Origin of the sequence: Nonomuraea indica (assembly GCF_002850745.1) — a bacterium.
GTDB lineage: Bacteria > Actinomycetota > Actinomycetes > Streptosporangiales > Streptosporangiaceae > Nonomuraea > Nonomuraea indica.
In genome coordinates this window covers 513,901-531,875 of the sequence record NZ_KZ559469.1, presented here as the reverse complement: position 1 = coordinate 531,875, position 17,975 = coordinate 513,901, and the positions used below count along the sequence as shown (strand labels likewise).

Genomic DNA, 17,975 nt, shown 5'->3' with positions numbered 1-17,975 from the left:
GCCGCCCGTACCGCCCGCAGGTCGTGAGGGCCCACGCCGTCATGGCCCCGGCCGGCCGGACGTGACGAGCCGCGGCAGTCACGGCACCAGTCGCCGGGGCGCGGCCGACGGCGCCGCCGGAGGGGGCGGAGCGGCCGGCGGCGGCAGGGCGGGCGGCGACGGGTCGGCCTGCGGGCGGCCGGACACCAGCTCCGCGCGCAGCCGCGCGCGGAAGGCGTCGCTCGGCCCGCCCCGCAGGGGCGACCGCCGCAACTGCGCGAGGTGATCCAGCACGTGCTCGCGCGAACTGCGCGACCTACCCATGACAGCTCCCTGACGCCCCCGCGAAGACATCCAGTGATGGCACATGCCTAACGACGGGACGGCGGCGAGGTTACGCCAGCTCGTTCTGCAGGGCCCGGCCCAGCGCGCGCACCGCGCGGAACTGCAGCGCCTTGACCGCCCCGCTCTTCTTGCCCATGACGAGAGCGGTCTCCGCGAGCGACAGCCCGTGCAGGAACCGCAGCACCACGCACTCCTGCTGCTCCGGGTTGAGCTCCCGTACGGCACGCAGCACCCGGTCGTTGATGACCGCCGTGACCACGGCGTTCTCCGGGATGTGCGCCCCTTCCAGCGGCACGTCGATCACCTCGCCGGTGGTGACCTCCAGCCGGTAGCGCCCCGACTTGAAGTGGTCGGTCACCAGGTTGCGGGCGATCGTCACCAGCCAGGCGCCGAAGTCACGGCCCTGCCAGGTGAAGTCGGTGATGCGGCGCAGCGCGCGCAGGAACGTCTCGCTGGTGAGGTCCTCGGCCAGGGGATGGGAGCCCACCCGGTAGTAGATGTAGCGGTAGACCAGATCCACGTAGCGGTCGTAGAGCGTGCCAAAGGCGTCCGCGTCGCCGGTCTTGGCATGCAACACCAGCGTGCGGAGCTCGTCGGGCACCTCTTCGCGGGCGATTTCGCGGGCGGTGGGCTCGCCGGCGCCGGCGGTGCCGGCGGCCGCCGGCGACAGCAGCCCGGCGAACGGCCACGAGTCAGGCATCCGGTATCCCTGGGGGTAAGGGGTGCGGCGTGCTCGAACACTCTAGAAATCAACTGCGGATTCCACAATCCACGCTCCAAAGTCATGGACAGCCGTAAGTGGCGGATACGGTGTTGAACCGACCCGTTCCCTCTTCGGCTACCGGCTGGGAGGCATAGTCCGGCAGCATTGGAGTCACCATGGAGATCCTCGTTGCTGTCATCGCCTTCGCCGGTGCCCTCCTCGCCGCCGTCGCCACGGGCGCGCTGGCCAACCGGTTGCGTGAGGAGATCGAGGGGTGGCTGATCGCCTGGACCGTGGCGGTGGCCGCGCTGTGCCTGGCGCTGGCGGTGATCGGCATCGGCCACCTCATGGGATTCGGAGCCGCCACCTTCAAGATCTACCAGGTCACCGGATCGCTGCTGGCCCCGCTGTGGCTCGCCGTCGGCCTGATCCAGCTGCTGGCCGAGAAGGTGCCGCCGAAGTTCGCGGCCTGGCTGTTCGGCGTCGCGATCACCATCGTCGCGGGCGTGATCCTCTTCGTCGACCCGCTGATCTCCGAGCAGATGGGCAAGGTGCTGCCCGCCGCCAAGCAGCACTGGGGCCTGATCCCCGACATGCTGCTCCTCGGGGTGCACGTCGTCGTGGCGGTGATCCTGCTGGGGGCCGTGGTCGTGGCGGCCCTGCGGTGGCGGTCCGGCGACGAGTACGACACCGACAACCTGCACGCCGTGGCGGTCATCGCCCCGGCCACGCTGGCCATCCTCGGCGCCATGCGGTTCGGGCTGCCCGGCTTCTTCACGGCGGCGCTGTTCGTGGTGTCCGCCGCCGGCATCTGGTACTGCGTGCTGCGCCCGCTGGCGCCGTACGAGGACGAGGAGGAGGACGAGGAGCCGGACGGCCACGCCGGCTCCCGTGAAGGCTCACGTGAAGGCTCACGCGGGGGCTCCCGGGACGGGCGGCAGGGCGAGCAGGCGCCGCCGGGCCGCCGGGCCGCCGCACGGGCCGGCCAGCCCGTCGCGGCAGCCGCGGCCGAGCCGCCCGGCCTCCAGCCGCCCCGCAGGGTGTCGGGGCTGGGCGACCTGGTGGCCGAGTACCGGGCGGGCGACCGGGACGCCGGCCACGCCGCCCGGATGGCGGCTCCGCCCGACGCGGGCCCGTCCACCGGCTACATCATGAACGGCCGCCACGGAGGCCTCCAGGACGACTACGGGGCCTCCCGGCAGGGTTACGACGGCCCGCGCACGGACCCGCCCGGCCACGGCGCCGGCTTCGGCCCCCGTCCCGTCGGCGGGTCCGGCCACGTCGGCGGGTCCGGCCACGGCGCCGAAACCGGCTACGGCTCCGAAACCGGCTACGGCGCCTCGCCGCCGGACTACGGTGACGACGGCCCGGCGACCGGCGCGCTGTTCACGGGCGCCGACCTGTTCGCCGCCGGCGGGCGCGCCGCCCAGCCCGCCCAGCCGCCCGGCCACTCCCCGTCGCAGCAGCCCCAGCAGCAGGCCCAGGCCGGCGGCGGCCGGCCCTCGCCCAGCATCTACGGCCTGCTCACCGTCTTCACGATCATGGACGGCTCGGGCGAGGCGTTCGACCGGCTGGCCGAGCAGACCGTCGAGGCCGTCCGGCGGGGTGAGCCCGACACGCTGATCTACGCCTGCCATGCCGTCAAGTCGGCTCCGCTGCAGCGCATCGTCTACGAGCTCTACCGCGACGAGGTGGCCTATCGTGACCACCAGCGCCAGCCGCACGTGGAGCGGTTCGTCAACGAGCGCCAGGCCATGGTGCTGGCCACCAACGTCATCGAGCTCAACGTCAACGCCGCCAAGGTGGTGCCGCTGCCGACGGTGCTGTTCTAGGGGGTCGCGCCGGCCGGCCCGGCCTCAGGTCAGGGCCGCCCGGAGCCGGTCCTCCGACACGCGCCAGAAGTCGTGCTGGACGCCGTCGACAAGTGTGACGGGAATCATCTCCCCGTACTTCTCCCGGAGCTCCGGGGAGGTGTCGATGTCGACCTCCTCCCACGGCACGCCCAGCTCTCCCGCGACTTTGGCGATGACCTCGCGGGCGTCGTCGCAGAGGTGGCAGCCCTGCCTGCCGAGCAACGTGATGCTGTGCATGGCCCCCACCGTAGCGCCTGACTTTGTGCGTCGGTTCACAAAGGGATTAACCTGAAAGGCGGTTCGATCCCATCCCGCGGCCCCCGGCCGCCCGTTCCCATGGAGCCCCGGCACGTGAAGAGCCCGTCCCAACCTCGCGACCGCGGCATCCCCGACGCCACGGTCGCCCGGCTTCCGTTGTACCTGCGGGCGCTGCACGGGATGGCCGAGCGGGCGATCGCCACCGTCAGCTCCGAGGACCTGGCCATGGCCGCGGGCGTCAACTCCGCCAAGCTCCGCAAGGACCTGTCGCACCTCGGCTCCTACGGCACCCGCGGTGTCGGCTACGACGTCGAGTACCTCGTCTACCAGATCTCCCGCGAACTGGGCTTGACCCAGGACTGGGCGGTGGCCATCGTCGGAGTCGGAAACCTCGGCCGCGCGCTCGCCAACTACGGCGGGTTCGTCTCCCGGGGGTTCCGCGTGGCCGCGCTGGTGGACGCCGACCCCGAAGTGGTGGGCGACGACATCGCGGGGTTGAATGTGGAGCACATCGACGAACTGGAAGCCGTCATCAAGCGGCGTGGAGTATCGATCGTGGTTCTGGCGACACCTGCTGCGGCCGCACAGGAAGTGTGCGACCGTGTGGTGGCGGTCGGCGTGACCAGCATCCTCAACTTCGCTCCTGTCGTCCTGTCAGTGCCGGACGGCGTCGATGTCCGTAAAGTCGACCTATCAATCGAACTGCAGATCCTTGCGTTCCATGAGCAACGCAAAGCTGGGGGGCCACTGATGGCCGTGGACAGCCAGTGAGTGTTCTGGCGATCGGACTCAGCCACCGGACAGCACCGGTGGCCATGCTGGAGCGCGTCTCGGTGACCGGCGACGCGCTCGTCAAACTCCTGCACGACGTGCGGCAGGATGCCTGCGTGGCGGAGGCCATGGTGGTCTCGACCTGCAACCGGGTCGAGGTGTACGCCGCGGTCGACCGGTTCCACGCCGCGTTCACCTCGATCTGCGACCTGCTGAGCGTCCACACGGGCGTCGCCGCCGACGAGCTGAGGCCCCACCTGTACGTGCACTACGAGGAGCGGGCCGTCGAGCACCTGTTCTCGGTGGTGTGCGGCCTCGACTCGATGGTCGTCGGCGAGGGCCAGATCCTCGGCCAGGTGCGCAGGGCGCTCAAGCTGGCGCAGAAGCAGGGCACCGTCGGCGCCGTGCTCAACGAGCTCGTGCAGCAGGCGCTGCGGGTCGGCAAGCGCGCCCAGACCGACACCGGCATCGACAAGGCCGGCGCCTCGCTGGTGAGCGCGGGCCTGGCGCTGGCGGGCGAGCTGCCCGGCCGGCGGGCGCTGGTGGTCGGGGCGGGCTCGATGAGCTCCCTGGCCGCCGCCACGCTGGCCCGCGCCGGGGTGACCGACATCGTCGTGGCCAACCGCACCTTCGCGCGCGGCGAGCGGCTGGCCGCCTCGGTCGGCGGCCGGGCCGTGGAGCTGTCCGCCGTCCAGGAGGAGCTGGCCGCCGCCGACATCGTCATCACCTGCGTCGGCGCCGGACGTCACGTGATCACGCCGGACATGCTGACCCGCGAGGCCTTCCTGCTGGACCTCGCGCTCCCGCACGACATCGACCCGGCGGTCCGCGAGGTTCCCGGCGTCACCCTGGTCGACCTGGAGACCATCCAGGAGTCCGGCATCGGCTCGCGCGAGGGCGACGCCGTCAGGTCGGTTCGCGAGCTCGTCTCCCAAGAGCTCGACGCCTACCTCGACGCCGAGCGGGCCGCCAAGGTCACCCCGACCGTGGTCGCGCTGCGCGGCAAGGCCGCCGGCGTGGTCGAGGCGGAGCTGGGCCGGCTGCTGATGCGCATCCCCCATCTCGACGACAAGACCCGCGACGAGGTCGCCCAGGCCGTGCACCGGGTCGTCGACAAGCTCCTCCACGAGCCGACCGTGCGTGTCAAGCAGCTCGCCACGTCGCCCGGCGGCGATCATTACGCGCAGGCCCTGCGCGAGCTGTTCGATCTCGATCCGAAGATGCCCGAGGCCGTGAGGGAGGTGGAGCTGTGACGTTGCGACTGGGGACCAGGCGCAGCCTGATGGCGACCACGCAGTCGCAGATGGTCGCCGACTCCTACACCGAGCGCACCGGCCGGGCCATCGAGCTCGTCGGCGTCACCACGTTCGGCGACGTCTCCAAGGCCCACCTGGCACAGCTCGGCGGCACGGGCGTGTTCGTGAGCGCGCTGCGCGACAAGCTGCTGGAAGGCGAGATCGACTTCGCCGTCCACTCGCTGAAGGACCTGCCCACCAAGCCCGACCCGCGCATCGCGCTGGCCGCCCTGCCCGCCAGGCACGACCACCGTGACGCGCTGGTCGGCCGGGTGCCGTTCGCCGAGTTGCCCGACGGCGCCAGGGTGGGCACCGGCTCGCCGCGCCGGGTCGCCATGCTCCGCGCCCTGCGTCCCGAGCTGGAGTACGTCCCGATCCGCGGCAACGCCGACACCCGGATCGGCAAGGTGACCTCGGGCGAGCTCGACGCCGTCGTGCTCGCCTCGGCCGGTCTGACCCGCATCGGCCGCACCGCCGAGATCGCGCAGATCTTCGAGGTCGAGCAGCTGATGCCGGCTCCCGGCCAGGGCGCACTCGCCGTGGAATGCCTCGCCGAGCGCGAGGACCTGGTCGACTTCCTCGCCGTGCTCGACGACCCCCGCACCCGCTCCGCGGTGACCGCCGAGCGGGTCGTCCTGTCCGCCCTGGAGGCCGGTTGCTCGGCGCCCGTGGGTGCGTTCGCGCTCGATGACGGGCAGACTCTCAATCTGACCGCCCTGGTCGTCGCCATCGACGGCTCGGCGGCGGTCCGCAAGTCCGCCGCCGGCTCTCCTTCGGAGGCTGTCGCTCTCGGTCACGCACTCGCGGCCGAGATGATCTCCGAGGGGGCCGACAGATTGATGGGGGAGCATTCCCATTGAGCCCCGATAGTCCTACCTCCGGCTCCGTCGCTTTCGTCGGCGCCGGTCCCGGTGATCCCAACCTGCTCACGCTCCGCGCCGCCGAGCTCCTGGGCAAGGCCGACGTGGTCGTGCTCGACGAGGAACGTCACGGTCCGCTGCTGCGGCACTGCCGCGAAGGCGTCGAGGTGGCCACGGCCGACCTCGTCAAGCACGCCGAGGCGGGCCGTTTCGTCGTGCGCGTGTGCGAGGGCGACCCGATGCTGTTCTCCTCGATCACCGAGGAGGTCGCGGCCTGCGCCGCGGCCGAGGTGGACTTCGAGATCGTGCCCGGCGTGCCGCCCGCGACCGCCGTGCTCACCTACGCGGGCATCCCGGCGGCGACGGCCGTGCCCGAGTTCCGCGTCGTCGACGCCGCCCAGGAACAGGACTGGTCCTCGCACGCCGCCTGTCCCGGCACCCTCGTCGTCTACAACGGTCTCGCCGACGCCGTCGCCATCGGCAAGGCGCTGATCGCCGGAGGCCGGGCCGACACCACGCCCGTCGCCGTGACCAGCGGCGGCACCACCACCGAGCAGCACACGGTCGTCTCCTCGCTGGGCCGGCTGCAGGCCGACCTCAAGCACGCGGGCGCCACGGAGCCGGCGCTCATGGTCGTGGGCGACGCCGTGGGCAGGCGCGACACGCTGTCGTGGTTCGAGACCAAGCCGCTGTTCGGCTGGCGGGTCCTGGTGCCGCGTACCAAGGAGCAGTCCAAGAGCCTGTCCGAGCAGCTCGTCTCCTACGGCGCGGTGCCCGAGGAGGTGCCGACCATCTCGGTCGAGCCGCCCCGCACCCCGCAGCAGATGGACCGCGCCATCAAGGGCCTGGTCACCGGGCGCTACGAGTGGGTGGCCTTCACCAGCGCCAACGCCGTCAAGGCGGTGCGCGAGAAGTTCGAGGAGTACGGCCTGGACGCCCGCGCCTTCGCCGGGCTCAAGGTCGCGGCCGTGGGCGACGCCACCGCGCGGGCGCTGGTCGAGTTCGGGGTCAAGCCCGACCTGCTGCCGTCGGGCGAGCAGTCGTCGGAGGGACTGGTCGCCGAGTGGCCGCCGTACGACTCGATGCTCGACCCGATCAACCGCGTGCTGCTGCCGCGCGCCGACATCTCCACCGACACCCTGGTCGCCGGCCTGACCGAGCTGGGCTGGGAGTGCGACGACGTCACCGCCTACCGCACCGTGCGGGCCGCACCGCCGCCCGCGCCGATCCGGGAGGCGATCAAGGGCGGCGGGTTCGACGCCGTGCTCTTCACCTCCTCCTCGACCGTGCGCAACCTCGTCGGCATCGCCGGCAAGCCGCACAACGTCACCGTGATCGCCGTCATCGGCCCGCAGACCGCGAGCACCGCCGAGGAGTTCGGGCTGCGCGTGGACGTCATGGCCGACAAGCCCTCGGCCTCCGCGCTCGCCGCGGCGCTCGCCGAGTACGGCGCCAAGCTGCGTCAGGCGGCGCTCGCCGCGGGCGACACGCCCCGCCGGCCGTCGCAGAACCGCAGAGGAGCCAGGAGGAGAGCCAAGTGAGTGCCGAGTTCCCGACGGCCCGTCCGCGCCGGCTGCGCCGCACCGCCGCGCTGCGGCGGATGGTGGCGGGCACCCGGCTGCACCCGGCCGACCTGATCCTGCCGCTGTTCGTCAAGGAGGGCATCCAGGAGCCGGCGCCGGTCGCCTCGATGCCCGGCGTCTTCCAGCACACCCGCGACTCGCTGCGCAAGGCCGTGCACGAGGCCGCCTCGGCCGGAGTGGGCGGAGTCATCCTCTTCGGCATCCCGGCGGTCAAGGACGGCCGCGGCTCGGCCGGCGACGACCCCGACGGCATCCTGCAGGTGGCGCTGCGCGAGGTGACCGCCGAGGTGGGCGACGCCCTGGTGGTCATGGCCGACACCTGCCTGGACGAGTTCACCGACCACGGCCACTGCGGCATCCTCACCGAGACCGGCGACGTCGACAACGACGCCACGCTCGAACGCTACGCCGCCATCGCCGTGGCCCAGGCCCGCGCCGGGTCCCAGATGGTCGCGCCGAGCGGGATGATGGACGGCCAGGTCGCGGCCATCCGCGCCGCGCTCGACGCCGACGGCTTCGCGCAGGTGCCGATCCTCGCCTACTCCGCCAAGTACGCCTCCAGCTTCTACGGCCCGTTCCGCGACGCCGCCGAGTGCGCGCCGCAGTTCGGCGACCGGAGCACCCACCAGCAGGACCCGGCCGGGCCGCTGGAGGAGGCGCTGCGCGAGGTCCGCCTGGACCTGGCCGAAGGCGCCGACGCCGTCATGGTCAAGCCGGCCCTGGCCTACCTCGACGTGATCAGGCGCTTCCGCGACGAGGTGGACGTGCCGGTGGCGGCCTACCAGGTCAGCGGGGAATACGCGATGATCGAGGCGGCCGCGGCGAACGGGTGGATCGACCGGGATCGGATGATCATGGAGTCGCTGGTGTCGATCCGTCGCGCCGGCGCCGATCTCATCCTCACGTACTGGGCCACCGAGGTGGCTCGCCGCCTCTGACCCTGCCGCCACACCTCCGTACCCCGTCCCGCCGGACGGGGTACGTCACGCCATGCCGCTCCGACGCCGTACGGGAACGCCTCCGGGCGCGGCGGTGCCGGCCCGACGTTCGCGCAGGGCGTGCCCCCGCCGCCACGGACGGCAGCACGTACGGGCCCACGGAGCGGGGGTCCGGGGCCTGGCGCGCCACGCCGTCGGCTGCCGGGTTTTCGTGGCGCGGGGCTGGGCGGGGCGGGCCCTGTGGAGAGCGCAGGGGCTCCAACGTGGGGATTCCCGTCGGGTCATGGGACGTGTGCGATAAACTGTGACGACTAGTGCTGGTGTGTCCCGCGTGAGCCCATGGCCAGGAGCCGGGAACCTTCAAGGCACGAATCGACGGGAGACACCATGGTGGGGGCACCACTCGCTCGGCGTACCAGAAAACGATCCCGGCCGTCCCGGATCGACTCCGTCCTGGGCTACGCCGCCCTGGGGTGGCCGGCGGTGCCGGGCGCCTTCCCGCTGCGGCGCGGATCGCGGGCGTGTTCGTGCGACCGGCTCGGGTGTCCGGACCCGGGGGCGCACCCGATCTCGCCCGCCTGGCACCTGCAGGCCACGACCGACGCCACCCTGCTGGCGCGCTGGTGGCAGCTGGAGCCCGAGGCGAACGTGATCCTGCCCACCGGCAAGGTGTTCGACGTGTTCGACGTACCTCTGGCCACGGGTCTCACGGCCCTGTCCCGCCTCGACGCCGAGGGAGTCCACTCCGGCCCGGTCGCCGCCAACGGTGACCGGGTCTTGTTCTATGTGGCGACCCGCGGCAACCCGGAGGACGAGGACGAGTGGTGGTCGTGCCACCTCGACTGCGACCCGGCCACCATCGACGACACCCCGGGGCTGCGCTGGCACTGCCGCGACAGCTACGTCCTCGCCCCGCCGTCCACGCTCCCGACCGGCCAGCCCGTCTCGTGGCTCCGCGCCCCCGACGGCCGTCCGCTTCCCGACCCGCTGCGCATCCTCGAACGCCTCACCGACTAGCCGATCGGCGCGGTGGGCGGGGCGTCAGCCGCCGAGGAGGAGGGGGACGAGGACGAGATTGCTGATCACGTGGATCAGGATGATCGCCCAGATGTTGCGGTAGCGGGACCACAGGTAGCCCAGCATGAGGCCGAAGACGCCCTGGAAGGCCACGATGCCCGCCAGCCCCGGCAGCAGCGCGTCGGGGCGGACGTGGGAGGTGTGCATGAGGGCGAACAGCAGCGACGAGCCCAGGACCGCCGGCCACCTGCCGTACAGCGCCTCCAGGCGCGTCTGCAGCCAGCCGCGGTAGAACACCTCCTCCAGCACGCTCGCCGTCAGCAGGGTGATCAGCGAGCCGATGACGAGGACGACGGGGTCGGGCAGCTCCTGGGTCAGGGGCACGGCGAGCGGGCCCACCTGGGAGAGCAGGAACCAGGCGACGACCGCCGGCAACGGGGCGAGCCAGGTGACCGGAGCCGGGATCGCCCTGGCGACAGGCCCGTCGCCGCGCAGCAGGCGGAAGGCGACGAGGGGAACGGCCAGCAGGACGACGATCTTGGCTGCCGGGTAGAGCAGGCCGGCGCGGGACGCGAACGGGGCCAGGCAGGCCATCGCCAGGGCCGCCGCCACCAGGACCGACGCCTCGCGGCGCAGCCGGGCCACGGGCAGGGCGGCCAGCGGCTGGGGCGGCTCCACCCGGGGCGGCACCAGCCGGGCCAGCGCCGTCGCCGCCAGCGGGGGCAGGAGGGCCGCCCACAGGGACATGCCCGAGGCGCCGGGGTCGGCCGACCCGGTGATCGAGGTGGTGCCCGTCGCCACGAGCCAGGCGTAGGCGGCGACGAAGACGGCCAGGCCCATGCCCGTGAAGGCCTGCCGGGGCGGGGTCGCGGGGACGGTGGGGGACGCGGGAGGTGCCATGGGCTGATGGTCCCGAAGCGCGGGGGCGTCTGTCGTCCTCCCGGGGTCCGATTCCCGGGGGCCGACTTTCGATGTACGGCGGCGGCCCGGGCCTCGCGGTCGGCCGGCGTGGGGCGCGGCTAACCTGGAGCGCGTGAGCCGTACACAGAAGTCCGAGGACCTGTTCGCCCGCGCCCGCGCCCTCGTGCCGGGAGGCGTCAACTCGCCGGTCCGCGCGTTCGGCGCGGTCGGCGGCACGCCCCGCTTCATGGCCTCCGGCGACGGGCCCTACATCACCGACGTCGACGGCAACCGCTATGTCGACCTCGTCTGCTCCTGGGGGCCGATGATCCTGGGGCATCGCCACCCCGCCGTCGTCGAGGCGGTCTCCGAAGCCGTCTCCCGCGGGTTCGGCTACGGGACGGCCACGCCGGGCGAGGTGGAGCTGGCCGAGGAGATCGCCGCCCGGGTCGCGCCGGTGGAGCGGGTGCGCCTGGTCAGCTCCGGCACCGAGGCGACGATGAGCGCGGTGCGGCTGGCCCGCGGCTTCACCGGCCGGTCCAAGGTGATCAAGTTCGCCGGCTGCTACCACGGCCATGTCGACGCGCTGCTGGCCTCCGCGGGGTCGGGCGTGGTGACCTTCGGGCTGCCTGACACGCCCGGCGTGACCGGGGCGTCGGCGGCCGACACGATCGTCCTGCCGTACAACGACGTCGCGGCGGTCGAGGCGGCCTTCGCGGCGGCCGAGATCGCCTGCGTGATCACCGAGGCGTGCCCGGCCAACATGGGCGTGGTGCCGCCGCGCGACGGCTTCAACACCCGGCTGCGCGAGCTGTGCACGGCCAACGGCGCGCTGCTCATCGTGGACGAGGTGCTGACGGGCTTCCGCGTGTCGCGGTCCGGCTGGTACGGCCTGGACCCAGTGGACGCCGACCTGATGACGTTCGGCAAGGTCATGGGAGGCGGGCTGCCGGCGGCGGCGTTCGGCGGGCGGGCCGAGGTGATGGCGCGGCTCGCGCCGGAGGGCCCCGTCTACCAGGCGGGCACGCTGTCGGGCAACCCGCTGGCGTGCGCGGCGGGCCTGGCCACGTTGCGCGCGCTCGACGCCGACGCCTACGCCAAGGTGGACGCGGCGGCGCTGGCGGTGGGGCAGGCCGCTTCCGACGCCCTGGCGGCGGCGGGGGTGCCGCACCGGCTGCAGCGGGCGGGCAACCTGTTCTCGATCTTCTTCACGGACGAGGAGGTCCGGGACTTCGCCGGGGCCCGGAGCCAGGACACGGCGGCGTTCACCGCGTTCTTCCACAGCATGCTCGACCAGGGCGTCTACCTGCCGCCGTCGGCCTACGAGGCGTGGTTCCTGTCGGCGTCGCACGACGACGAGGCGCTCAACCGGGTGGCCGACGCCCTGCCCGCCGCCGCCAAGGCGGCCGCCGCGACGCGCTGACGTTCGCCGCCCGGCCGGCGCCCGAGCGGCCCGGCGTCATGCGCGACCGGCATCTCGGCTGCACGAGGGGATCGGCTGCACGAGGGGATCGGCTGCACGAGGGGATCGGCTGCGCGAGGGGATCGGCTGCGCGAGGGGATCGGCTGCGCGAGGGGTCATGGCCTGCTCGGCGCGGCGGCCCTGGGAGTCAGCGTGCGGCGGGCGCGGGCTCGGCCGGGACGGGCGCCCGGCGGGTGCCCGCGTACAGGACACCGCAGACGATGAGCGCGCCCGCCACGAGTTTGACCCAGGAGATCGGCTCGCCCGTGACGAGGGCGGCGGAGGACATGCCGAAGACGGGCACGAGCAGCGTGTACGGGGCGACGGTGGACGCGTCGTAGCGACGCAGCAGCCACCCCCACACCCCGAACCCGCCCAGCGTGGAGACGAACGCCACGTAGCCGAGCGACAGCCAGCCCTCGGCGGGCGCGGCCAGGCTGGGGGCACCCTCCACGAGCAGGGAGAGGGCGAGGAGGGGTGGCGCCGACAGGGCGCTCACCCACACCATGAACCGCAGTGAGTCGGGCGGCGCCGCGCGGCGCTGGACCACGTTGCCGAGCCCCCACGCGGCGGCGGCGGCCACGCAGAGGGCGAAGGCGCCGGCCGGTCCCGCCAGGCCGAAGTCGACGGCGACGAGCGCCAGCCCGGTGAAGGCGAAGCCCAGCCCGGCGACGCGCCGGGCGGTGAGCCGTTCACCGAGCAGGGTCACCGCGAACAGCACGGTGAACAGGGCCTGCACCTGCAGGACCAGTGAGGTGAGACCGGCGGGCATACCGGCCCGCATGCCCATCAGCAGCAGGCCGAACTGCCCGACCCCGATCGTCGCGGCCACCCCGGCCACCCAGCGCCACGGCACTCCCGGCCGGCCCGCGAACAGCAGGGCCGGGAAGGCGGCCATGGCGAACCGCAGCCCCGCGTACAGCAGGGGCGGGAAGTGGCGCAGGCCCACCTGCATGACCACGAAGTTGAAGCCCCAGACGGCCGCGAGGCCGATCGCGAGGGCCAGGTGACGTGGCGTCACCGTGTCACGCGGCGTGCGGCTTCTGGTAGCGGATGCGCTGCTCCCGGGCCTGCTCGGCGAGGACCTTGAGGTAGGAGACGGACGTGGACTCGTGCTTCTTCGTCTTGAGGATTCGCATGCATATATTTTCGTTCGCTACAGATTGAAGGACAAGCGAGACTTTCTACGCTAAACCCTTTAGGCTGGCTTACATGTTGGACCTGAACCGGCTCAAGGCTCTTCACGCGGTGCACGTCTACGGCTCCGTCGGCGCCGCCGCCGACGCTCTCATGGTCACTCCCTCGGCCGTCTCCCAGCAGATCGCCAAGCTGGAACGCGAGACCGGCGCCCGGCTGATGGAGCGCAACGGCCGCGGCGTGCGGCTCACCGACGCGGCCGGGCTGCTCGCCGAGCACGCCGAGCGGATCCTCGCCCTGGTCGAGACCGCCGAGGCCGACTTCGAGGCGCTGCGCGGCGAGGTCGTGGGCCGGTTGCACATGGGGGCGTTCCCCACGGCCGTGCGCGGGCTGATGCCCCTCGCGCTGACCAGCATGCGGCGGCGCCACCCCGACCTGCAGGTCCTGCTGCACGAGCGCGAGCCGGAGCGCGTGGTGCGCGAGGTGTCGCGCGGCGAGCTCGACCTCGGCATCGTCCAGGACTGGATGAACCGCCCCATGGCCCTGCCCGACGGGCTGTCCAAGGCCACCCTGCTCGACGACATCGCCGACGTGGTGGTGCCCGCCGACCACCCGCTGGCCGGCCACAAGGAGGCCGAGCTGTCGTCGCTGAGCGGGGAGCAGTGGATCAGCTCCTCGCCCGGCACCGTCTGCCACGACTGGCTGGTCTTCACCCTGCGCAGCGCCGACCTGGAGCCGGAGATCTCCTGCATGGCCGACGAGTACCCGACCCAGATGGCGCTCGTCGCCGCCGGCATCGGCTGCGCCATCATCCCCAGGCTCGGCAGGGACCTCGTGCCCGCGGGGGTGAGCATCGTCCCGCTGCGCCCGCGGCAGACGCGCCGGATCAGCGCGATCTGGCGCACCGACGCCGCCCGCCGCCCGGCGATCAGGGCCGCCGTCGAGGCGCTCACCCAGGCCAGCCGCAGCCACGAGAACTCCTGGGCGGTCGACTGATCCCCGACCTCCAGCGCCCGGAGCCGCTCCCCGCCTCTGATCGCCGCGCCCTGATGCCGCCTTCCGGCCGCGGGCGGATAGGCTGTGGCGCACCATGGCTGAAACCACCGTCGTTCACCTGATGCGGCACGGTGAGGTGCACAACCCCGAGGGGATCCTCTACGGCAGGCTGCCCGGCTACCACCTGTCCGACACGGGCCGGCAGATGGCCGAGCTCGTGGCCAAGTCGGTCGCCGCCCGTGACGTCGTCGCCCTCTACAGCTCGCCGCTCGAACGCGCCCAGGAGACCGTGGCGCCGCTGGCCGCCACGTTCGGCCTGGAGGTCACCCTCGACGACCGCCTGATCGAGGCGGGCAACCTGCTCGAAGGCCGCATGATCGGCCAGGGCCTCGGGGTGCTGCGCGACCCGCGCAACTACCGCTACTTCTGGAACCCGATGCGCCCGTCGTGGGGCGAGCCCTACCCCTCGATCATCCAGCGGATGCGCTCCGTCGTCGACGCCGCCCGGCGCGCGGCGCGCGGCCACGAGGCGGTCCTGGTCAGCCACCAGCTCCCCATCTGGGCGATCCGGATGGCCGCCGAGGGCCGGCGCCGGCTCTGGCACGATCCGCGGCGCCGGCAGTGCGGGCTGGCCAGCCTCACCACGTTCACGTTCGAGGGCGACCGGCTCGTCAGCGTCGGCTACAGCGAGCCGGCCGGATCGCTCGTCAAGGGCCCGACGATTCCCGGGGCCTGACCCGGGCCCGTCCGTGACCGGACGCCGGCCGACGATCCCCGCCGACGGTCCCGGCCCGAGAGCCCGGCCCGAGAGTCCGGCGCCCGAGAGCCCGGCCCGTGCTCCCGGGCCCGTGCTCCCGCCGACGCCCCAGCGACCGGGGCGGCCCGCCACGCCGGTAGAGTTGAGAGCTCTACCGCTTGTAGTACAAGGAGATCTTCCCCGTGCGCGCGAAGCTCGTCTCCCTCACCCTCCTGGCCCTGCTGGCGGCCGGCTGCGCGGGCAGCGGCCAGACCGGGCAGCCCAAGGCGGGCGACACGCGCTTCGTCGCGGGCGACGGCACCATGCAGCTGTTCGCCGCGGCCGACCGCAAGCCCGCCCCCGCCGTGGAAGGACAGACCCTCGAAGGCGGCACCGCCTCGCTGGCCGCGCACAAGGGCAAGGTCGTGGTGCTGAACTTCTGGGCGTCCTGGTGCGGGCCGTGCCGGGCCGAGGCCCCGGTGCTCAAGGAGGTCGCCGCCAAGACCAAGGGCGGCGGCGTGGAGTTCCTGGGCGTCGACTTCAAGGACCGCAAGGCCGACGCGCTGGCGTTCGAGCGCACCGAGCAGACCGGCTACCCGAGCATCTTCGACCAGCCGGGCAAGGTCGCGCTCGCCTTCCAGGGCACGGTGCCGCCCGCGGCCATCCCGTCCACGCTCATCATCGACGAGCAGGGCCGGATTGCGGCCAGGGCGCTCGGCGCTGTCCGCTACACCGACCTGATGAACACGGTCACCAAGGTGCGCGATGAGTGACGTCGTCGCCTCCGGGTCGCTGCTGCTGGCCGTGCCCATCGCGGTCCTCGCGGGCCTGGTGTCGTTCCTGTCGCCGTGCGTGCTCCCGCTGGTGCCGGGCTACCTGTCGTACGTGACCGGGATGAGCGCCGACCCGCGCAAGGGGCGGCTGGTGCTCGGCACCGTGCTGTTCGTGGCCGGGTTCGCGGTGGTGTTCGTGCTCAGCGGGGCGTTGTTCGGCGGGCTCGGGGCGGCCATGCTGGGCTACGCCGACGTCATCACGCGGCTGATCGGCGTGCTGACGATCCTGCTCGGGCTGGCCTTCCTCGGCGTGCTGCCCGGCCTGATGCGCGACGTGCGCATCCACCGGCTCCCCTCGGCCGGCCTGGCGGGGGCGCCGCTGCTCGGCGTGGTGTTCGGGCTCGGCTGGACGCCGTGCATCGGGCCGACGCTCGCCGTCGTGCTGGCGCTCGGGCTCAACGAGGGCAGCGCGTCACGGGGCGCGCTGCTCGCCGTGGCGTACGCGCTGGGGCTCGGGGTGCCGTTCGTCGTCGCGGCGCTGGCCTACAGCAGGGCGCTGCGCACGTTCCAGGCCATCCGGCGGCACTCGCGGCTGATCACCCGGATCGGCGGCGGCATGATGGTGGTGGTGGGCGTCCTGCTCGTGACCGGCCTGTGGGGAGAGATGATCGCGTCCATGCAGGGGCTCGTCGCCGGGTTCAGGCCGGTGCTCTGATGGCGGTGACCTCATGACGGTGGACGAACTGCGCAAGCAGGAGGCTCCCAGGCCGGCCGGGCTCGGCCCGGTGGGCTGGCTGCGGTGGGGCTGGCGCACCCTCACCTCGATGAAGACGGCGATCATCCTGCTCTTCCTGTTCGCGCTGGCCTCCGTGCCGGGGTCGCTGGTGCCGCAGCGCGGCGTCGAGCCGGAGAAGGTCGCCCAGCTCTACCAGCAGAACCCCACGCTGGCCGAGTGGTACGACCGTTTCCAGCTCTTCGACGTCTTCAGCTCGGTCTGGTTCGCCGCGATCTACCTGCTGCTGTTCACGTCGCTGATCGGCTGCATCGTCCCGCGCACCGCCACCTACCTGCGCGAGCTGCGCCGGCGCCCGCCAGCCGCGCCGCGCAACCTGTCGCGGCTGCCGCACTTCTCCTCCTTCGCCGGCGACCTGACGGCCGAGGCGGCCGCCGCGCGGCTGCGCGCGCGGCGCTTCCGCGTCGACACGGGCGACGGCTGGGTGGCGGCCGAGAAGGGCTACCTGCGCGAGACCGGCAACCTGCTCTTCCACATCGCGCTGCTCGGCCTGCTGATCGCCGTCGGCTTCGGCTCCCTGTACGGCTACCGCGGCAACGTCCTGGTCGTCGAGGGCGACGGGTTCGCCAACACTGTCGCCGCCTACGACCGCTACCTGCCGGGCAACCAGGTCTCCGCCGAGTCGCTGGAGCCGTTCTCCTTCCAGCTCGACCGCTTCGAGACCACCTACCAGGTCGAGGGCGACAAGCGCGGGCAGGAGCTCGACTACTCCGCCTTCCTCAAGGTCAGCGACGCCCCCGGCGCGCCCGAACGCCCCTACGAGCTCAAGGTCAACGAGCCGCTGGAGATCAACGGCACCCAGACCTACCTCATCGGCCACGGCTACGCCCCCGAGTTCAGGATCACCGACGGCAAGGGGCAGGTGGCCTTCGAGGGGCCCGTGCCGTGCCTCATCGAGGACAAGCCGTCGATGACCTCGGGGTGCGTCGTCAAGGCGCCCGACGCCCGGCCCGAGCAGCTCGGCTTCCTGCTGAGGTTCCTGCCGACGAGCGTCGCGCTGGAGGGGGGCGGTCACGCCTCCGCCTTCCCGGGCGCGCTCCAGCCGGAGGTGCAGGTCGTCGGGGCGTTCTCCGGCGATCTCGGCGTGCGCTCCGGGCGGCCGCAGTCGGTGTACGAGCTGGCGCCGCCGGAGCTGATGAAGAAACTGAAGCCGCTGGTCATGGGCACGTCGGTGCCCAGGCCGCTGGCCGTGGGACAGTCGCTCGACCTGCCGGACGGCGCGGGCAAACTGGAGTTCACCGGGGTCAAGGAGTGGATGACGCTCCAGATCGCCTACGACCCGGGGCGGCTGCCCGCCCTCGTGGCCGCCGCGGTCGCCACCGTCTCGATCGCGCTGTCGCTGATGATCCGCCGTCGCCGGGTGTGGGTGCGGGTCAGGGACGGCGTCGTCGAGGTCGGCGGCCTCACCCGGACCGAGGGCTCGGCGGCGGGCTTCACCGAGGAGTTCGCCGACATCGTGAAGGCTCTATCAGCAGGAGACAAGGATGCCCGCTGAGCAACTGGCCGAGGTGAGCGACCTGTTCATCCTCGCCGCCGTCCTGCTCTACCTTCTGGCCATGATCGGCTTCGCGCTGGA

General features: G+C 72.7%; 18 protein-coding genes. 13 read left to right on the top strand and 5 right to left on the bottom strand.

Annotated elements, in window-relative coordinates; genetic code table 11:
- Window positions 1-78: 78 nt before the first annotated feature.
- Together CXR44_RS39420 and CXR44_RS14115 are read right to left on the bottom strand one after the other, a co-directional pair.
- Window positions 79-303: a hypothetical protein gene (locus CXR44_RS39420; protein ID WP_180903395.1), complete on the bottom strand. Its 225-nt coding sequence runs from the start codon at window positions 301-303 to the stop codon at window positions 79-81.
- A gap of 70 nt (window positions 304-373) precedes the next feature.
- Complete coding sequence (locus CXR44_RS14115; RefSeq protein ID WP_101786412.1) at window positions 374-1,024, bottom strand: sigma-70 family RNA polymerase sigma factor; 651 nt, start codon at window positions 1,022-1,024, stop codon at window positions 374-376.
- A 179-nt stretch (window positions 1,025-1,203) separates the two neighbouring features.
- Here CXR44_RS14115 and CXR44_RS14110 point away from each other — a divergent pair, with 179 nt between their 5' ends.
- The gene (locus tag CXR44_RS14110) at window positions 1,204-2,859 is read left to right on the top strand and encodes an antibiotic biosynthesis monooxygenase (RefSeq protein WP_101786410.1); all 1,656 of its coding nucleotides are present in this window, start codon (window positions 1,204-1,206) and stop codon (window positions 2,857-2,859) included.
- Between the two features lie 24 nt (window positions 2,860-2,883).
- On the opposite strand, the gene CXR44_RS14105 is transcribed toward CXR44_RS14110, so the two are convergent.
- Complete coding sequence (locus tag CXR44_RS14105; protein ID WP_101786408.1) at window positions 2,884-3,117, bottom strand: glutaredoxin family protein; 234 nt, start codon at window positions 3,115-3,117, stop codon at window positions 2,884-2,886.
- A 99-nt stretch (window positions 3,118-3,216) separates the two neighbouring features.
- Between CXR44_RS14105 and CXR44_RS14100 the strand changes: the two genes are divergently transcribed.
- From CXR44_RS14100 to CXR44_RS14075, 6 genes are all read left to right on the top strand, one after another.
- A complete protein-coding gene (locus tag CXR44_RS14100; RefSeq protein ID WP_101786406.1) occupies window positions 3,217-3,909 on the top strand; it encodes a redox-sensing transcriptional repressor Rex in 693 nt (230 codons plus the stop codon).
- Window positions 3,906-5,162 carry a glutamyl-tRNA reductase gene (locus CXR44_RS14095; protein WP_101786404.1) on the top strand — a complete coding sequence of 419 codons (1,257 nt, stop codon included), beginning with the start codon at window positions 3,906-3,908 and terminating at the stop codon, window positions 5,160-5,162. Before CXR44_RS14100 ends, CXR44_RS14095 begins: the two co-directional genes overlap by 4 nt.
- A 29-nt stretch (window positions 5,163-5,191) precedes the next feature.
- Window positions 5,192-6,064: a hydroxymethylbilane synthase gene (gene hemC / locus CXR44_RS14090; RefSeq protein WP_219601812.1), complete on the top strand. Its 873-nt coding sequence runs from the start codon at window positions 5,192-5,194 to the stop codon at window positions 6,062-6,064.
- Entirely contained in the window at window positions 6,061-7,605 is a 1,545-nt protein-coding gene (locus CXR44_RS14085; RefSeq protein WP_219601790.1) for a bifunctional uroporphyrinogen-III C-methyltransferase/uroporphyrinogen-III synthase, read from the top strand. The genes hemC and CXR44_RS14085 overlap by 4 nt, the downstream gene beginning before the upstream one ends.
- A complete protein-coding gene (gene hemB, locus CXR44_RS14080) occupies window positions 7,602-8,585 on the top strand; it encodes a porphobilinogen synthase (RefSeq protein ID WP_101786397.1) in 984 nt (327 codons plus the stop codon). The genes CXR44_RS14085 and hemB overlap by 4 nt, the downstream gene beginning before the upstream one ends.
- Window positions 8,586-8,972: 387 nt before the next feature.
- Complete coding sequence (locus CXR44_RS14075; protein ID WP_101786395.1) at window positions 8,973-9,602, top strand: bifunctional DNA primase/polymerase; 630 nt, start codon at window positions 8,973-8,975, stop codon at window positions 9,600-9,602.
- A gap of 24 nt (window positions 9,603-9,626) precedes the next feature.
- On the opposite strand, the gene CXR44_RS14070 is transcribed toward CXR44_RS14075, so the two are convergent.
- Window positions 9,627-10,502: a CPBP family intramembrane glutamic endopeptidase gene (locus CXR44_RS14070; RefSeq protein WP_219601789.1), complete on the bottom strand. Its 876-nt coding sequence runs from the start codon at window positions 10,500-10,502 to the stop codon at window positions 9,627-9,629.
- Window positions 10,503-10,635: 133 nt separating this feature from the next.
- On the opposite strand from CXR44_RS14070, the gene hemL reads away from it, so the two are divergent.
- On the top strand, window positions 10,636-11,925 hold the full coding sequence (gene hemL / locus CXR44_RS14065; protein ID WP_101786393.1) for a glutamate-1-semialdehyde 2,1-aminomutase: 1,290 nt from the start codon (window positions 10,636-10,638) through the stop codon (window positions 11,923-11,925).
- 187 nt (window positions 11,926-12,112) lie between these two features.
- On the opposite strand, the gene CXR44_RS14060 is transcribed toward hemL, so the two are convergent.
- Entirely contained in the window at window positions 12,113-12,985 is an 873-nt protein-coding gene (locus CXR44_RS14060; protein WP_101786391.1) for an EamA family transporter, read from the bottom strand.
- Between the two features lie 191 nt (window positions 12,986-13,176).
- Here CXR44_RS14060 and CXR44_RS14055 point away from each other — a divergent pair, with 191 nt between their 5' ends.
- The 5 genes from CXR44_RS14055 (at window position 13,177) to resB (ending at window position 17,894) form a co-directional block, all read left to right on the top strand.
- Window positions 13,177-14,097 carry a LysR family transcriptional regulator gene (locus CXR44_RS14055; protein WP_101786387.1) on the top strand — a complete coding sequence of 307 codons (921 nt, stop codon included), beginning with the start codon at window positions 13,177-13,179 and terminating at the stop codon, window positions 14,095-14,097.
- 94 nt (window positions 14,098-14,191) lie between these two features.
- Entirely contained in the window at window positions 14,192-14,833 is a 642-nt protein-coding gene (locus tag CXR44_RS14050) for a histidine phosphatase family protein (protein ID WP_101786385.1), read from the top strand.
- Window positions 14,834-15,036: 203 nt separating this feature from the next.
- A complete protein-coding gene (locus tag CXR44_RS14045; RefSeq protein WP_101786383.1) occupies window positions 15,037-15,606 on the top strand; it encodes a TlpA family protein disulfide reductase in 570 nt (189 codons plus the stop codon).
- Window positions 15,599-16,321, top strand: a complete 723-nt coding sequence (locus CXR44_RS14040) for a cytochrome c biogenesis CcdA family protein (RefSeq protein WP_101786381.1) — start codon at window positions 15,599-15,601, stop codon at window positions 16,319-16,321. The genes CXR44_RS14045 and CXR44_RS14040 overlap by 8 nt, the downstream gene beginning before the upstream one ends.
- 13 nt (window positions 16,322-16,334) lie before the next feature.
- On the top strand, window positions 16,335-17,894 hold the full coding sequence (gene resB / locus CXR44_RS14035) for a cytochrome c biogenesis protein ResB (RefSeq protein WP_101786379.1): 1,560 nt from the start codon (window positions 16,335-16,337) through the stop codon (window positions 17,892-17,894).
- Window positions 17,895-17,975: the final 81 nt, after the last annotated feature.

Bases quoted from the DNA above. Each gene is read 5' to 3' on its own strand.
- CXR44_RS39420 (WP_180903395.1), bottom strand. From the start codon at position 303: ATGGGTAGGTCGCGCAGTTCGCGCGAGCACGTGCTGGATCACCTCGCG.
- CXR44_RS14115 (WP_101786412.1), bottom strand. From the start codon at position 1,024: ATGCCTGACTCGTGGCCGTTCGCCGGGCTGCTGTCGCCGGCGGCCGCC.
- CXR44_RS14110 (WP_101786410.1), top strand. From the start codon at position 1,204: ATGGAGATCCTCGTTGCTGTCATCGCCTTCGCCGGTGCCCTCCTCGCC.
- CXR44_RS14105 (WP_101786408.1), bottom strand. From the start codon at position 3,117: ATGCACAGCATCACGTTGCTCGGCAGGCAGGGCTGCCACCTCTGCGAC.
- CXR44_RS14100 (WP_101786406.1), top strand. From the start codon at position 3,217: ATGGAGCCCCGGCACGTGAAGAGCCCGTCCCAACCTCGCGACCGCGGC.
- hemC (WP_219601812.1), top strand. From the start codon at position 5,192: ATGGCGACCACGCAGTCGCAGATGGTCGCCGACTCCTACACCGAGCGC.
- CXR44_RS14075 (WP_101786395.1), top strand. From the start codon at position 8,973: ATGGTGGGGGCACCACTCGCTCGGCGTACCAGAAAACGATCCCGGCCG.
- CXR44_RS14070 (WP_219601789.1), bottom strand. From the start codon at position 10,502: ATGGCACCTCCCGCGTCCCCCACCGTCCCCGCGACCCCGCCCCGGCAG.
- CXR44_RS14055 (WP_101786387.1), top strand. From the start codon at position 13,177: ATGTTGGACCTGAACCGGCTCAAGGCTCTTCACGCGGTGCACGTCTAC.
- CXR44_RS14050 (WP_101786385.1), top strand. From the start codon at position 14,192: ATGGCTGAAACCACCGTCGTTCACCTGATGCGGCACGGTGAGGTGCAC.
- CXR44_RS14040 (WP_101786381.1), top strand. From the start codon at position 15,599: ATGAGTGACGTCGTCGCCTCCGGGTCGCTGCTGCTGGCCGTGCCCATC.
- resB (WP_101786379.1), top strand. From the start codon at position 16,335: ATGACGGTGGACGAACTGCGCAAGCAGGAGGCTCCCAGGCCGGCCGGG.